The organism is Flavobacterium sp. CSZ, assembly GCF_015350725.1.
In the GTDB taxonomy this organism is placed as follows: Bacteria; Bacteroidota; Bacteroidia; order Flavobacteriales; family Flavobacteriaceae; genus Flavobacterium.
In genome coordinates this window covers 1-19,078 of sequence record NZ_JADKPQ010000030.1, presented here as the reverse complement: position 1 = coordinate 19,078, position 19,078 = coordinate 1, and the positions used below count along the sequence as shown (strand labels likewise).

Here is a 19,078-nt window from a genome sequence, read left to right as displayed (position 1 = left end):
ACAACATCATTAGGGGCTCTTATTTTGTTATCTGTATAAAGTGAAATGTCCTACAAACTCTCTGTCATCTTTAGCATCGTTCAGTTTAAGAACATACCAGTAATCTCCTGAAGGTAATTCGGCACCGTTGTATCTACCATCCCATTTTTGACCGTAGTGATACTTAGCAATTACACGACCGTATCTGTCGAAGATAGAGAACTCAAGGTTGTTGTAAATATTCGTACAACCAGGACCCCATGTTGTGTTTGTAGCACCACCAGGAGTAAAGTAATTATCAAGACAAACGTCTGTGTAAATTCCAGGAAGAGTTATGGTCGCTGTACATCCGTTTCTATCTCTCACAATTACAACATAATCTGCAGTTTTGTAGTATTTGTATTTGTTTGAAGATGTAAACGGCTCTCCGTTGAAGCTATACTCGTAACCAGGAGCTCCACCAGCGGCAGTAACTGAAAGGATATTCATTTCTTCCTGACCTGGAGTTTTTATAAGTGTTAACGGATCGTATGCTTTGATATCAAAACTAGCCGTTGGCACTTTACATCCGTTAGTATGTCTTGCCACGATAAAGTGTTTTCCAGGAGCAACATTTGTAAAGATGTTACCTGGCTGGAAAGGACCTACATCACTATCAAGTGCATAATCTACTTGTGTAAGATCTGTATTACTCTCATCAACTGTTACTGTAACCATATTAGATTGTGAATTGTTTACACAATCGTAATTTACCTCTACAGTTGGATCAAGCATTACTGGTTCCGGCATATCGATTGTAACTTCAGTCATACATCCGCTGTTATCGATAATGTAAACTATATGCTTACCTCCTGATAATCCATTATAATCTTCTGTATCTCCATCAACCGGAAGGAATGGACCTTTGTCATTATCAAGACTTGCTGTATAAGGCGCTGTTCCTCCAATAATCTGAATCGCAAATACACCATTTTTGTCTCCTACACAAACCTCTGGAATCATAGAATTTGGAATCTCCACGGCCGAAAGCGGTGCTGGTTCTTTTACTTCTACGTCTTTAAGGAATACATAACATTCGTTTTCATCCTGAACTAATACATCGTAGAAACCTGGTTTAAGGTTTTCGAATACATTTTTGTCAAAGAACTGTTTAAATTCTGGTTCGATTGCATATTTATATGCTCCTACACCACCAGTTGCGTTTACAGTAATTTTACCATTGTTATAACCATTACAAGTTAAAGGTGTTGCAATAGCATCAGCTGTCAATGAAGTATCCGGTTCTGTTAACTCGAACAAAGTAGATACTGTATCACAATCTAAGCTTGTAATTTTTACGATATAAGTTCCAATTGGCAATTGTGTAAATGTACCTGGAATAACCTGTGCCGGAGCTGGAGTAATATCAACACCTGCAGCATTTTGTAAGGTATAAACATAGTTTCCTAAACCTCCATTTGCTAACACACTGATAGAACCCGTAGCGCCACCTTTACACTTAATATCAATTTCGCTAGAGCGCTCAAATCCTAATGCAGGAACTGGTGAGAATTCACTAGTATTAGACACGTAGCTCTTACAATCGTTAGCATCTTTTACAAAATATTTGTATTCCGTTTTTGCTGTTGTTACAGGTAATGTAATATCTACAAAAGAGTTAAATGGTCCTGTGTAATTAATTCCATCTGCACTATAATAGTACGGAGCATTTCCTCCAGTAGCTGTTAACCTCACAACCGGAACTTGTTTACAACTTTCAGTTTTTTGAATTTCTAAATTTGCTTTTACAATTTCTGGCTGATCAATTGTCACTTTATTAGAGTCACTTGTACAAGTCCAGGTATCATTTACAGTAACATAATATGTTCCTGCTTTTAGACCTCTAAACTGGTTTCCTCCTTGTGATTGCTCAACTGTAACAGTTCCGTCAGTTAATACACCATGTAATGTATAGCTATAGTTTCCTGAACCTCCGTTAATTGTATTAATCGTTATTACGCCATCTTCATTGTCGAAACAAGTAAGCATTGGTGTAGCGCTAATTGTAATACTAATTGGTGTTGGGTTTTCTAATTTAGCATCAACAAAACTTTCACAACCCAGGGCATCTTTAGCATATATTCTGTAATCTCCAGCTGTTAACTTGTCAAAAATTGGCGAGTCGCTATATGCTTTAATAATAGTTGTACCTGATCTTAATTCGTATAAGTACTCACCTGGCCATCCTCCAGTTGCTGTAGCAACGATTACACCATCATTATTATCTTTAATACAAGTAATTTCTGACTGCGTTTTAGTAACCGTTAATGCAGCTGTTGGCTGGTTGATTGTAAATGTTGTCTCAACTGTACATTCTGGTTTGTTTACCAGTTTAGCTACAATTTTGTACTGACCTGCTGCCAGGTTATCAACCCAAATTGGACCTGCACTTGTTGTTGTACCTGTGATTGGTAAAACTCCACCCGTAATTGTATACTCGAACGGACCTGCATCATTATCTGGAATTAACTGATTGTCTACGAAAGTTAATTGTACTCTTGTAGTTGTTCCAAAACAAATATTCTCATTTTCAGGTTTAGCGATGATATCGAATGTGTTTGGATTATTGATAAAGTGAACTGCCTGAATCGTACAATTTGTAGCAGGATTCGTTACTGTCACGATATAATTACCAATTCCTAAATCTGTAAAGATTCCGTCTGTACTAGGAGTCGGACCATAAACAGTTCCGTTTGTTCCGCTTAAACTATAGTTTAATCCGGTAATAACAGCTCCTGTTACTGATTTTACTGTTACTGTGATATCTTCATTGTCTACGCAAGTAATCGCATTATCAACTTTGATAACCACATTATCCATTGCAGTAAATGGAACGATTTCATATGTTCCAACCGCAGTACCAATACATTCGTTTTCATCATAAACGTTTATTGTATAAGAACCACCTTTGTAGTCTTTTTCTATAAAGACATTTCTTGGTCCTTTATAAACCTGTGTTACACCATTTATAAACTCATAAGTATACTCTCCTGTACCACCTGTAACACCATTAACCGTTATAGTTGCATAGTTACTAATGTTATCAGTAGTACAACCATAAGGAGTTACAACTGGGTTTGGTACCTTAATTTCCAATGGTTGCTTCACTTCAACAGTTTTATCAGCAGGACAACCTCTTCCTGAAAGTACAGAAACTGTATATGTTCCTGCTATTAATCCTTTAAATACAGGACTCTCTTGTGGTGTTCCACCATTTAGACTGTACATGTATTTAGGGTTATCGTTTACTCCAGGACTTGTTGGAGCAAGACTTGCTGTAATTGTTCCATCATTTCCACCATTACAAGAAACCATAGTAGGAATTGCATCAAATCCGGTAACTTTTGTTGCTGCATCTAAAACAAATACAACTTCATCTGTGCAATTACTTGGTGTTCCTAAATCAGTAACAATAATAGTATGTGAACCAGCAAATAACTTATCAAATACTGCAGGTGTTCCTGTTATTGTTCTAACCCCATCAATAGTAAAACTAAAGTTACCTGATCCTCCAGTTGCACTTGCAGTAACTTGTCCGTCACCGTCTGCACATGTTGGGTAGATATCTTTTTTCACCTCTAAAATTACAGGTTGTAAAATAGTGATCAATGCCGGGAATGTAGTTTCGCAACCAAATTTATCTCTTACAACTATGTCATAAGTTTTAGCCGCTTTTACACTGAACTTCAAACCAGATTGGAATCCGTCTCCAACACTGTAAGTAAATGGTCCTACTCCAACTGCAGCAGAATCATCTATTACAATTTCATAATTTCCTAAAGCATCAGCACATTGTGATGTTACACTAGCAGTAAATCCTGCTGGTAACGGATCTTTTTGAATGTTTACAATTATCGGAACAGAAATACATCCGTTTTGATCTTTTGCATAAACATACCATGCTGGTGTTGCAGGATCTAACTCTCTTGTAGCATCTGGCAAGAATACTCCAGGTGTTGCTGTTGGACTTACAGGAACAAATGAATAGGTATAATCAGGTGTTCCACCGTGACCTGCAACTGTAACAAGAGCTCCAGTTGTACAATTAGCATTATCATTATCTTCTTCTGTAACTGTAACAACAACAGGATCGTTTATAACAACTGTGAAAGTTGTTGGACAACTTGTGATATCATCAAGGATATCAATTTTGTAAGATCCCGTAGCTAAGTTAGATAAAGTAACTACAGCATTAGAAGTTGTAACTGGTGCCGAAGGAGCATCAGTGTCTTTAGTTATTGTATAAGTATAAGTTCCTTTGAAATTAGAAACCGTAAATATTGCTTTACCATCATTATTACCAATACAAGTCTTAGCGAAAGACTCACCATCTACAATGATTCTAACTACATCTTTTATAGTTAATACATCACTGAATGAACACTTATTATTATCAGTTACCTCAAATTTATAATCACCAAATGGTAATCCGCTGAATACAGCCGGAACCGCACTTCCTGATGTTGTGATTGGTGCATAAAGTGTTGTTGGTACTCCATTGAATTCTATAATTTTAAATTCTAATGCACCTACACCATTTGTAGCTTTCACTGTAACATTACTATTTACAGCAGCACAAGTAATAGCTGTTGGTGAGAATGTTAAAGCACTTGGCTTGTTTAACGGAACAATCGGAACTGTTACCGGACTTGTTTCACATCCATTAGCATCTCTAACTGTATAGGTAACTGATGCAATTGAACCATCATTACTTACCGAAATACGATCTACTGAATCATATCCTTTACCATCAAAGTTATACTGATATGTTCCTGTTCCAGTACCACCTTTACCTTCTACCACTATTTCTGTAAATGTGCTACAAGATGTATTTGGTGTAACTGAATGATCTGCCTCTAATAAAGGTGGCTGAGTAATTGTAATATTAGCTGAAGTAGTTGAACAACCTTTAGCATCTGTTACTGTAACTGTATAATCACCTTGGGCTAAACTAGTATAAATACCGCTTTTATCTCCTGTTGTATTAGTTGCTCCTGAAAGCACAAATTTATAAGGAGCAACACCTCCACTTGGTACAACTGTTAAACTTCCATTGCTTTCATTCCAACAGATCACATCAGTTTTTGATGGTGTAAGAACAATTGTCCCAGGTTTTTTAACTGTTACAGCAGCGGTTGTAAATGTACATGGTACATTACTATCTGAGATCAAGAAAGTATAATCTCCTTCGGCAGTTACAAATTCTGTAAAATTACCCGTAGTTGGTTTTGGACCATTAACTGGAGTTCCGTCCAAATACATTTGGTATGTATAATTTGGAGCTGGAGTTGTCTTACCACCTTTAACCTCAACAACGATTTTTGCAGCTTCATTACCTACTTCACAGTAAAGATCTTTCTCTAGTGTTGCGTTAGCTATTAAACGCTCTTCTATAATGTACTCTATTTCATCAGTACATCCGTGATCATCAGTTAATACAATCTTGTATTTTCCTGCTTTTGTAAATGTTATGTTATTAGTTGTTGGTAAACCATTTACAGTAAATGTTTTGTTACCATTGTAAGTTGTAGATATTGCAGGGGCAGCAAAATTAATTGTAATCGCTGCATCTACAAAACACTGCTGTGCTGGTTGATTAAGAACTGGAGCTGCATCACGGATAACCGGAACATTCACTTTAGCAGAAATACAACCATTAGCATCTTTTACATACACATCCCAAGAAAGAATGGTTAGATTAGTATCAACTTTTATAGGATTGCTGCCAAAACTTGGTGTAGTACCCGAAAGTGCCGGAACAGCTGCATAAGTATAATTTCCTATTAGTCCAGTTCCGCCAGCTACATTTGCAACCGTAATTGTAGATTCTTCCAAATTACAATTTACATTAGTTGCCGATGCAGTAAATGTTATTGGATTTGGCACAGTAATAGTCACTACAGCAGATTTAGAACAATTTGTTGTATTGTCTGTAACTGTTATCGTATGAGTTCCTGCTTGTAAATTTTGCAATGTAATAACATCAGCAACAGGAGTTGGAACTACTACAGCCGGTACACTTGGTGGTACGCTTGTTACTGCAATTGTATAATTTCCAGATGCGCTAAAGTCAGAAACCTGGAAAATAGCTTTACCATTATTTGTAAGACCATTTGCAGCATTACAAGTAATATTAGTTGAAGACGTCAATTTGATATCAATTGGAACAACATCATCTATGATCAAATCTCTCTCGATAGAACAACCGTGGTCATCAGTAGCTCTAAATGTATAAGTACCCGGTGCTAAACCTGGAAACACATTTGAAGGGCCATTATTTAAAGTAAAAGGAGAAATAATCTCATATTTTGCCATTAATGTATTTCCACTTGCCGCTGTTGTATAGCCGCCAATTACATTTAAAGTAACATCAGAAACATTGGTTGGACAAACCGGTGCTGTTGCCACAAATTTAATATCTGTAAGCTCTTTATATGGATCAACATGAACAGTACCAGTAAATTTACATCCGTTTTTATCAATTACATAGTACGAAATATCACGTCCCACTAATGGAACTGTATTGTTATATACTGTTAATTTATTGTCGTCGTTATATGTTGACGAACCATCAAAATTATATTGGTAAGGAGATGTACCTGTAGTTGGCACATCGATAGTCACAACTACTGCTTGAACTATATTAGTAGATGGGTTACATGTAAATTCTGTAACTTTAGCTGTAGTTGTTAATTTTGTTGGTTTCGTAATGGTAAAGTTTGTCTTTTTAAGGAAACAACCTTTTCCTGAAGTTACTAAAATATCATAAACTCCTGCTTTAAGATTTGTAAACTCAGGTGTTGGCTGAGCTGGTCTGCTAACAGCAACGTTACCAAAAGTTTCAGTTCCTGTAAGCGTATAGGTATAATTTGGATTATCACTTCCTGGTTTCAATACAACCACAAGTTTACCACTATTATCGTTATCGACAAGATCTCCAACATTAAAACTACTACACAATATATTAGTAATTTCAACATCAAAATCAACCGGAGTTCCCACTTTCAATGTAAATTCAGCCGTAGTTGTACACTGCGTTCCTGCAGCTCCACCATCAGTTATAGTAACGGTATGAGTACCTGCTTTAAGACCTGTTATGGTATTTCCTGAAATTACCTGACCAATATAAGTTGGCGAGATAGTATAGCTGTAAGTACCTGAACCACCTTTTGGATTTAATGTAACTGAACCATCGTTAACGATACAGCTAGGTTGTATAACCGGATCGATTGTTAAACTAAGAGGCTTAGCAATGGTAACTGTTTTTGAATCAATACAATCGTTAGCGTCTTTTATATAAATAGTATGTAGACCAGAACTAAGACCGGTTACTGTATAAGGCCAAGTCGAAATAGATGTATAAGCATTGTCACTGTCAACACTGATAGAAACAGCACCCGTTACCGGAGCACCTGTTCCTTTTACACCAGAAACAATAATTCCAAAAGTATTTTCGGCAACGCATTTATTCACTATCGTCAAAGGATCAAGAAGCGGACTTGGATCAGTAGTAATAATTTGACCTAAAGGAACTTCACAGCCTTTCGCATCTCTAACAATAAAACTCCAGTCGTTTCCTTTTGCAGGATCCAGTTCTAGTACGTTTTCATCAACAAAAGCTGGTACCGGATCTCCAGTAGGATATGCTACATATTTAAAAGGACCTGTACCACCACCAGCAGTAATAGTTACCAAAGCACCTCTGTGACAATTTGCATTTAACACTTTGCTTATTTTCGCCTGAAGTGCAGAAGCTGGTTGTTTGATTTGGAAAACAAACGAAGTTGAACACTGTGTTCCATCTACTTCTTTTACATACAACGTATAATTACCCGGTTTTAAGCTTGTAATTGCTCCTTCAAAATGAGGAGCAGGTGTTGCTTTATAAGTTAAAGGACCACTAATATTACCAGGTGGCACTGGTTGATTCGTCAGGTTATCTCTTAATTCATAATCAATTTGCGTAACCAAACCGTCATAACCTGTCACTTCAAAATCAATCTTACCATTTGCAGAACCAAAACAAGTAACATCTGTTGTTTTTGCTGTAATTGTAATAGGCGAAATGGTAGGGGTAGTATAATCTAAATACGTTGGACAACCCTTAGAATCTATTACTTCAAAAATGTAGTGCGTATTTTGGTCTAAGTTCTTAAAAATATAAGAGTAATCAGGAATAGATCCTGATGTTGTACTAGTACCATAGATAGAATAAGTAAAATTAGGAGTACCCGTTAATGGTTTAACTTTTATTTCAATAGAAATACCATCAGCACAAGTCTTTCCTATAACTTCAACTCCAAATTCTAAATATGGAGGTGGTGCTATTCTTAGTGCGGTACTTTCAAATTTACAGCCTTTAGAATCTACTACCGTAACATAATAATCACCGAAAGCTAAATTTGGGACATTAATTACCGCAGTTGGAGCATTAGAAGTTTCCGTAAATGGTGAACCCGGTACTTGATTCATTTTATTATCATAAACATAATAAGTATATGGTGCAGTACCTCCAGACAATACACTAAGATCTAAGCTACCTGGTTGTGTAGAATTACAAGTAATTCCATTCACTCCAATTTTAACATCGATTTTAGGTGTTGGCGCAATAACAATTGTTCCATTTTGCACACAACCTCTACTGTCTTTTACCCTATAAGGATAAGTTCCCGCAGCTAAACCACCATAAACAGTAATGTTGCTAAATCCCTTATTATTAAAGTTATAAGTAAATGGCGCCACTCCTGTAAGTGCTTTAATGGTTACTGAACCATCAGTGTCTCCGTTACAGGTTGGGCTTATTGGATCATAAGAAGAGGTAACACCAACATTTGTTACTGTTATTGGGTTTGTCTCTTTAGTACAACCATTAGCATCTGAAATCTCAAATTGATAAACACCTGGTGTTAATGTTTGATATTCAAATGGAGGTGTTGTAAAAGCAATTGGTAAACCGCTATAAGATCCCGCTCCCACTTTTACTCTATAACCATAAGGCGATTTTCCTCCATTAATTGTAAATGTGATTTTCGCCGGAGTTGGTAAAGCAGGAAGAACTGCAGGACATATATCATTAGTTAAAACCGCTAGTGGATTTAATGCATCACTTACAACAACTGATGTTATATTGGTACAATTATTAGCATCTGTAACCGTAATCGTATAATTTCCTGCTGCCACTGTAAATGTATCGGCAGGGCTAGGAGCCACACCTGTATTTATTGTATAGGTATAAGGACCAACTCCTCCATTACCAGTAGCTTTAATTGTGAATGAACTTCCAGAAGCACTACATTGATTCGTAACCGAAGCGCTTACTGTTGGAATTGGATCAGTATCAATTGTTACTGGTAAAGTTGCAGTACAACCTTTTGCATCTTTTACAAAGATAGTCCAATTTTTATCAGCTCCTCCGTTAGAATTTATGTTAAATATAGGACTTGGACCATACAATGGTGTTCCTGTTGGGTTGTCAGCATCTAAAATGGCATACTCATATTTCGTAGGGGTTGCATTTTGTGTACCACCAGCACCTAACACTGTAACAGTAGAGGAAGGTTTTCCGCAGTTCGCATTCACATTAGAAACTAAGCCTAAAGTTAAATCTGCTATTGGTTCTGTAATTGTGATTGATGTAGAAACGGTACATAATGAAGTTTCATCAATAAAGTCAACTTTGTAAACACCAGCTGCAAGATTAGGCAGTGTAAAAGTGTTTGCAGTTTGTCCGCTCACAGTACTTACTCCATTTACAGTATAGCTGTATGTAGAAACAAATCCATTTACTTCATAGCTGATATTACCTGTAGCTCCATTATGACAATATGCATCATTTACTTTTGTTGCAATTGCTGTCATTGGCACTACATTCTGGATTGTTTTATTGGCATATACATAACAACCATTATCATCTGTAATTTTAAAAACATAGTTACCAGCTGGCAATCCTTTGAAATTTCCATCAGCTGCTCCCGAAGTATTTGTTGTTGTTGGACCTGAAAAAATTTCATATTTAAGAGGAGCAACACCTGTTAATGGTTTTATTTTAATACTAACATCACTTGATGTTACAGCTGGTGCACAATAAATAGGGCTTGCACTAACAGAAAGTACCTGTGGTGGATTTAATTTTAATAATGTTATTGATTGTTCAGGTGTAGTACAACCGTTACTATCCATAACTATGTACTTGATCGTTTGATCTGATCCGTTATCAGTAACAGGAAATGTATTTGTACCAGTAAAAGAACCTCCATTAAAACTATATTGATAATCAGGTCCAGTTCCCGTAGTTACAGGATTTATTGTTACTAATGCAGATTGTTTAGTATTCGCAGCATTACATGAAAATTTAGTCGCCGATGCTGATGCTACTAATTTAGTTGGCTCAGCAATAGTCACTTGCGCGGTACCTTCGCAACCTAGAATATCTTTAAGAACAATATCATAAATTCCAGCCGACAAGCCAGTAGCTGAAGCGCTCGTAGTCGTTGCAGAAACTGTTACTGAAGCTGCTACCCCTCCTTTAGTTACACTGTATGTAAAAGGAGCTTTACCAGATGTTGCTGTAATAGAAATAGATCCTGTAGCCCCCCCATTACATTTAACATTAGTCTTACCTGTGCTAAGTGTTAACACAATTGGTTTAAGCGTTACAGGAATATCTACTGTATATGCGTAACAAACTGGGGTTGCACTATCACTAACTCTAAATCTGTAAGTTCCAGATGCAGTAGCGGTATAAGGACTTGTAGTTGTTGCATAAGTATTTCCACCGTCTGTTGAAACTGCGTAAGTATGAGTTCCGGTACCACCGGCAGAAGTTAAACTAATTTTCGTTTCTGTTGTACAAGAAACATCTGGTACAACTGTTGGGGTAATTGTTAACTGATCAGCAACTTTATAATTGATAAAAGCTTCACAGCCAAATTTATCTTTTACTGTTAATTTATAATTTCCAGGAGTTAAGCTAAATGTAGCTGAGTCTCCAAAATCAGTACCATTTTTACTAAATGTTGCCGGTGTTGCAAAAGTTCCTGTAATTGTTACAGAAACAGGACTTCCCGGATAACATTGCGCTGCAATAGGATTGATAGTTGGAAGATCTTCTGTTAGTATTGCAATTGTTTTCTTAACCGCACAATTATTTACATCTTTTACATAAACATCTATACTAGTTGTTAAAACAGCTGTATCAACTGTTAAAATTGTTCCGTAAGGGGTACTTGGAGCAGTAGACGGACTTTTTGCATAAGCATAAGTATAGTTACCGCTACCTCCTGATATACCTGTTATTGTAAGAGTTGCAAATTTATTATTACAACTAATTTTTGATGCATTAACAGTAAAATTAATTGCAGTTGCAGTACCCACAGTTACCTGTTTGCTATCTGAACTACATCCTGTTGCAAGATCAGTTGCAACAAAAGTATAGGTTCCCGGAGCTAAATTAGTATAGGTTACTACATTTCCGTTGACGTTTGGAGTACCAGTATTTGGAGAAAAAGTATAGCTAAAGTTACCTGTACTGCTTATGTCAGACACTGTAAATGAAGCTTTACCATTTTTAGCATCATAACATACTTCATCTACTTTTGAACCTTCAGCTTTAATTTTAACTGCTTGGTCAATAGTTTTCTTATCATTTACACTACATCCTCTCGCATCTGTTGCTTTAAATGAATACTCACCTGCCACTAATCCTGTAAAAATACCTGTAGTGTTTGAAGGTGGTGAAGTTGGTCCTCCTGTTACTTCATAAGTAATTGGAGCAATTCCGCCAGTTGTTGTAAGCGTTAGACTTGTGTTGTTTTTATTACAAGTAATTGCTGCCGGTACAGAAAAATTAATTAAAGTTGGCGGATTAAATGCCGGAACTTTAATTTCATTTTCGGCTGTACATCCGTTAGCATCTTTTACATAAAATTTAATCGTTTGCTCAGAAGTTGTATTTGTAACTGTTTTGGTAGTTACATCATTATAACTTGTGCCACCATCAAAATTATATTTGTAACCGCCTGCTCCACCTTCACCGATAATAGTGATTACCGTGCTGGTGCTGCAAGTTGTATTAGCCGGGAAACTACCTTTAACTGCAACTTTTGTCGGGTTAGTTAAAGTAACTTCATAAACTATTGATTCACAACCTTTGCTGTCTTTTACCTGATACGTATATTTTCTGGTATTTACTGCACCTACAAACGCATTTAAGTTTGAATACGTAGCAGATGTACCATAACTACCACCATTAAATTTAAATTGGTAAGTTGGCCCTGATCCTCCTGCTGGTAAAACTGTAAATGAACCATTTGAGTCATTATTACATTTTGGATTTGTCTGGCTTGCTATTGAAGCTGTTGGAGTTAGTTTTGTATCTACTTTTGCAGCAGCAGTAACTACAGAACATCCTTTTGAATCTGTAACTTTAAATACATAACTACCTACTTTAGATGTTTTATAGATATTACTAGTCATATCAGCAAAAGTAGTTCCACCGTCTTCTGATACTTTATAAGTATAAGGCGCAATTCCTTCTGAAGCAACAATTGTGATTTCAGCTTCCGGTGTTAATGTACAGTCTATTAATTTAGTTATACGAGGACTTGCAATAATTTGTTTTCCAATTTGAATTCCTGTAATTGCATCAGCAATACATCCGTTACCGTCTGTTACTACAACTGAGTATGTTCCTGGCCCAACTTCAAATTTATTATTATCTTTTTGAGCTGTTGCTCCGTTCAAGCTGTAATAGAAAGGCGCTATTCCTCCCTCTACTTTAACAACAATAGTGGCTTTATTGGCAGCATCATAACATAAGTCAGAAGACTCGTCCAAGGTTATTTTTGGTTTAGTCGGATCTTTTACTTCTACAGGATCTGAAGCTGAAGAAGCACAAGAGTTTTTATCTTTAACTACTACAAAATAGGATCCCTCTGGTACATCATCAAATGTAGCTTTGTCACTGGTTCTGTAAATCGTACCATTTGCATGATAAAGTTCGTAAGTATATTTAGGCGAACCTCCTACCGGAATAGCCGTAATTGACGCTCCCAAAATACATGTAGAAGGTTTTGTAACACTTGCTGTTGTGGTAATCGTTGTTGGCGCTGTTATTTCTTTTTCGAAAGAACTTTGACATAATCCAGCATCATCATTCTTAACGATAATTTTATAATTTCCTTTGGCTAATCCAGAAATGGTAAATGGTGAGGTTGTTGCTGTATTCCAGGTTCCACCATTATCAAGAGAATATTTAAATCCATCTTTTGCATCAAAATTTTCAACAGTAAGTGTGATCTTACCATCGTTTTTATCACTACAAGTGGCATTGTCAATTACAGGTTCTGAAACTTTAAATGCTTTGTTGGTTTCGATAATAACATCAAATTTCTTCTCTGTTATACAAGATTTAGGTAATTGACGAACCCAAATATCATCTACAAGTAAATCATTTCCGCTGAATTTATTATTATAAGAACGAATTACAAAACTAAGATTATTGTATGCACCAGGATTTAAAGACAATTCTTTATAATTCCAAATTTCATTTCTTGGTACTTTCCAAGGATTTGCCGTATCGGTTGTTGCAACGATAGTTTCTCCTGGTCCGCCCAGGTCATTAACTAATTGTATAGTTAATTCAGGATCGTAATAATTGGATCCAGTAGTACTCTTCATTAAATTTTCTGCCCATAATGAAATAATTACAGGTTGATCTACAATAACATCTTTAATAGGTTTACTGTAAATAATACCTCCAACTCCAGCTGAACTTCCGATATTAACACATAAAAATCTTCCAAATTTATCAGCAGGTAAAGTGTGATCTTTTGCAACTACCCAAGTACCTCCAAAAGTTGTTTTTATACTACTTGCAACAGCATATTTACCATCGTTTATCTGATAATCATTGATGTTACCACATATCGATGGAAAAGTTGCCGGATGTGGAGTCGTTTCATCTTCAAAACAATATTTCGGGCTGATTCCAGGAGTTGTAGTATATCCTCCTTGTCCAAAATCTTCTTGTAATAAGTTACTATATGTTGCTGCCGAAACAGCTTTGTATTTTACTGATATTACATGTTTCCCTACAGGAACATTATTAAATACATTGCTGGTAATAGGGGTATTTGGTTTGGTATCAATATAGTACTCATAAGTATAATTTGCTCCACCTGTATTGTTTACTACAATAGTTGCATTTCCGGTTCCGTTGCAATTGTAAACTACTTTAGGGTTTGGCTCAATAGAAGGATCTGCTGGTTTAGGATCTAAAACAATATCTTTCATTGCGTAAACACAATCTTTACTGTCTTTAACGTATACAGTATATTTTCCCGGATCCACAAAAGCTTCGTTCTCATTTATCCAGGTTTTTTGATCATCAAAACTATAAGTATAAAGAGGTGTTCCTCCTTGTACATTTGTAATTCTGATTTTTCCCTGATGTTCAAATCCTGGCAGACCACAACCAGCCAGTTCAGAGACTCCTGCAGAAGCACTTAATGCATTTTCTGGACCTGTAATTTTTATTATTCTTGGCTCATCTAAACATTCTGCACCCTCATAAACATATTTTACAACAAGTGAATAACTTCCCGGTGCAAGATTAGTTATTGGTGAAATAGAATTAAACGCTCCGTTATTAAGGCTGTATGAAACGGCATAACCAGAGTCTGCAGGTGAAACATCAATTTTAATCTGACCTCCGTTAGTTCCGTAACAATCAACATTACTAGGTGTAACTGTAATAGTAGGTTTTGGAACCATAACCATTTTTACCGGAAGCGCCATAACTTTACATCCTTTGTCATCGACAACCTCTATATTGAAGATACCATCTGCAGGTAAAGTTTCCGCTGTAACAACTATTTTAGGATTTGTAACATAATTAACATTCCCGTTTATATAATACATATAATATGGTGGTGGTCCCGGTCTTGGAGTTCCTCCTTTTACCGTTACCAGAATTTCTCCCGCACCACATTCTGATAGTGTTTTAGTAACTTTAGCTTCAGCTGTTAAACGATAATCAAAAACTTCTACTTCTTTAATTACACTACAGCCATTATTGGCAGTAGACATAATTACCTCATATACAAAACCTGGTTCAACACCAGTAAATACCTTGTAATTATCTGTTATTAATCCTGTATTTTGAATTTCAGCTGTAGTTCCTTTTTTTCTAAGAATAAATTTATAATTTCCTGGAACATTACTTATAGTTGCAGTTATAGTTCCTAAATCTCCTGTACAAATTGGGTTAGTGGCTTTAAGATCTGTTTTAAATTCAAGTTCTTCAACATTAACATCCACAAAGAAAGGACATGCTGAGATTTGACCATCTATTAATACAGTCTGTCTAATCTGAACTTTATAACTTCCTTTCGGAACATTATAGAAAGTACTTTCAGGTTGATAATTAACCCCATCAAGGCTATAATTATAACCTGTATTTTCAGGTGGATTTGTAACTTTAATCCATCCTTTGGTATTACAAATGATATCTTGCTTTTCAGCTTTAGAATCCAGTTTGTTTTGGTAAACATTAAAATAATGTGTCACCACACAAGTGTTCCCATAATTTACAACAACTCTAAAAACTCCCGGTCTGTCAGCAGTAAATTTAGTACTATTTTCAACAATTGTTGTCCAATTTGTTGCTCCTTCATAAGGACAGCTCTCCGGATTAGGCTCATCTTTTGAAGGCACATCTGTTGTTTCCTGCCACGTTACTTTTGTAGCTCCGGTAATCTGTGTATCAATGTCTCTCTTGTCATTAAGTCCACATAAGAAAATTTTAGGAAACGGTTTTTTATCCCTAACACATGTGAAAGCTTCTCCTGTAGCCGGATCAATATTGTCTCCTTTGATCGGATTTTTAATAGTTGAAGCAAGATAATCTGTTACATTAAATGTTTGTTGTATTGGCTCACAATTGGCTGCGCCACTATTGTCAACCGTATACTTTCCAGGTTTGTTAATTGTAACTGTTCTGTTGTTACCACCAAAAACAACTCCGTTTGGATCTTTCCATACATAAGTATTATAGCCCAAAGCAGCCGTTAAAGTTGTGGTACCACAAAGCGAAACATCTCTACTAAACAAACATTTATCTATACCTACTAAAAAGTTTGTTGCTGTTGGTTCTCCAACATTACATTCCGAAATCGTAGAGTAACTTCCTTCTCCAAATCCTTCAGGAGTGGTATTTTTTACACCATAATATTTAGAAAATGCTATATTTTCAATTTTGTTGGCACAAGCATCAATCAGCTCATTACAATCATCTACCACTTTTACTTTAAATTTAATTGAGTAAGGTATTAGTGGACCATTTGCAACAACCAACGCATCAGGTATAGTAAAAACGAGTCTTCTTGCCACAGGGTCATAAGCTGCGGTAATTCTGGAGTCCATCGTAATACTATTAAGACCTCCGAAAATTACATTTTTAGGAAGGTTGTCTGTAATTGTAAAATTTTTAGCATCATCATTTCCTTCATTCCTAAAATTAATCTCGTATTGTAGATCCTGACTTAGTGTTACAGGCTTCCCATTAATATTCTTATTGTCTTTATCTAGCACATTCTTCCTAAGTACTATTTTTGGAGCAATAATCTCTACTGCTAACGCATTAAAAAACATATAATAAGAATCTGAAGAAGTACTAATTCTAAGAGTTGCATTAGTTTCGTCGTTCTGTATTATTGAATTATTTTTGTTATCTATTTTTACAACACCAGCATCATAACCAAGTGTATTTATACTTTTAGGATTACGATCCATCATATAAGTATCTCCATCTGAAATACTACTATTAAAAAAGTTCGGTATAGACTTAGGATTTCTTCCGGTTGTAACTCTAATTGGTCTTACCAGTGATGATATAGCTCCAAATGCAGCAGATTTTGCTCCTTTAATTTCCAGACCGTCGCCCTCTAATGGGTTATCGCCCTCTAAAGCGCTAAAAGCTAATTTTACATTTACATCTCCAAAAGGATTCGTTCTAAAACCTGAAATAGGAATATCTAATGGACCATCACTACTTCTAATAATACTAAAACCATCAAAACTAGTAATATATTTATTAGGCAGTAAAGGATCTTTATAGATTATAAAAATAGACCAACCTGCTGCACTGGCTCCCGGAGCAAATTTCCCTTCAGTACAAACTATATCTCCTACAGTATAATCTCCCTCTTTAGCAGCAATAACTTCATTTGTAATTTCTTTAAAACAAGCATATGGTTTGGCTACGTATGGATTTGATACACCAGCACCACCTTCATCAAAAAGCAATTCTCCTGTGATAGTTTTATAAGCTGCTGTGGGACTCTTAAATTTGACTTGATTAATCTTACTCCTATCCGTACCACGATAAGTTCCGCCCCAATATAAAGCAGCATACACAATTTCATAACAAGTTTTACTAGCTTGCGGAATTGTTAATTTTGCAGAACTTGAATTATATGTATCAGTATTATTATCAATATCAATATATTTCATAGTGAAATCGTCATTTAACTTACTGTCTTCACCAATTACATCGTAAGGATCTTTAGGACGCTCACCATTTCCATTATCTCTATTGAGAATATTGTTTCCAATAACTAAAATATCTCCATTTAAACTGGTTGTTTTTCTTGGAGTAAAACCCTTTCTTAACTGGGCGTGAGAAGAGATACTTAGCAATACAAGTACCGCTGCAATAAATACTTTAAAAATAGTAGGTTTTTTCATAGTCTTCATTTTGTTTTGCTTGTCCTGAAATTTTTTAAGGGGCATTAAAAAATAAATTAAAGCGTTCTAAACATTTATTTTACTGTCCTTCTGAAAATTCAGAAGGACTGAAATTTTTAATTATATATTTTCAATTAATTCTCCACTTTTACGATGGCCATTTTCCCGTTATATGGCTTGGTTCCTTTTGCTTCTAATGCCTTAGTTGCTTCAGATAAACCTTCGAATTTCTCGTAATAGATATAATATTTACTTGTTGTTACATTGTAAAAGAAATTAACATCTGAACGTCCTGCTGCAACTGCTTTTGCAAGGAACTGATCACGTTTTTCTACACTATTGTGAACTGCAATAATTAAATAATAACCGCTATCAGAATTTTTAATATTCTTGATAATCTGCATATTCGACTGGTCTTCACCAAAATCAAAATCACTTGCGGTTAATGGTGTACTGCTTATCTTAGTCGTTTCTTTAATGCGTTTAAGAGCGGCAACGTCCTGCGCATATCTTCCCTGATCATTTTCGTACGCTGCACGTTTGATTCTACGTTTTTTCTCAATTTCAGTTTCAGCTTTAATACGTTCTAAATTCGAAAGTAAAGTGGCACTGTCTTCTTCCATTTTTAATTGTGCTGCTTTCAACTGGTTGATCTTATCCAGATATGCCTTATTTAAAGCATCATTTTTATTCGGGAATTTTTTAAGTCTTTCGTTATATAAATTAGTCAGCTTAGCGATTTCATCTTTTTGGATTCTGTTAGCATCCGCAAGTTGTGTTTTTAAAGCCTCTAACTGGCTGTTTTCGGCCGCAACACTTTTGAAAGGTTTTGGCTCTTTATAGATTCCTTTTTCACTTAAATCATTCTCTTCTTTTAAGTCATTCAAATCTCTTTGTTTATTAGCCACAGTGGTATTGAACTGAGACAATAAATCTTTTTGATTTTTAACCGAATTCTCGATAGATTGTGTTAAATCATCTATCGCTTTTGCTGTATCGTCTTTTGGAGCTGAAGCTGCTTTTGCAATTGCATCTGCGGCTAATTTTGCCTGAAGTGCTTCGGCATCCGCTTTCGCTTTGGCATCGGCCAATAATTTTGCTTCACGCGCTTCTTCTGCTAATCTCAATTGTCTTGTTTCTTCTTCAGCTTGTAATCTTTCTGTAGCTTCGGCATCCGCTTTTGCTCTTTGATCTGCCAATAACTTAGCTTGTGCAGCTTGCATATCGGCTTTCGCTTTAGCATCCGCATCTAGTTTTGCCTGAAGAGCTTCTGCATCAGCTTTGGCTTTAGAATCGGCAGCTAATTTTGCCTGAA

1 protein-coding gene and 1 pseudogene are annotated in these 19,078 nt (G+C 35.9%); both read right to left on the bottom strand.

Annotated features, from left to right (window positions below):
- Positions 1 to 27: 27 nt before the first annotated feature.
- Positions 28 to 17,763 (bottom strand): T9SS type B sorting domain-containing protein, encoded by a 17,736-nt coding sequence (locus tag IRZ78_RS24240; protein ID WP_194619830.1) that lies wholly within the window; start codon positions 17,761 to 17,763, stop codon positions 28 to 30.
- Positions 17,764 to 17,897: 134 nt separating this feature from the next.
- Positions 17,898 to 19,078 (bottom strand): annotated as a pseudogene (locus IRZ78_RS24235) (hypothetical protein); the annotation flags it as partial.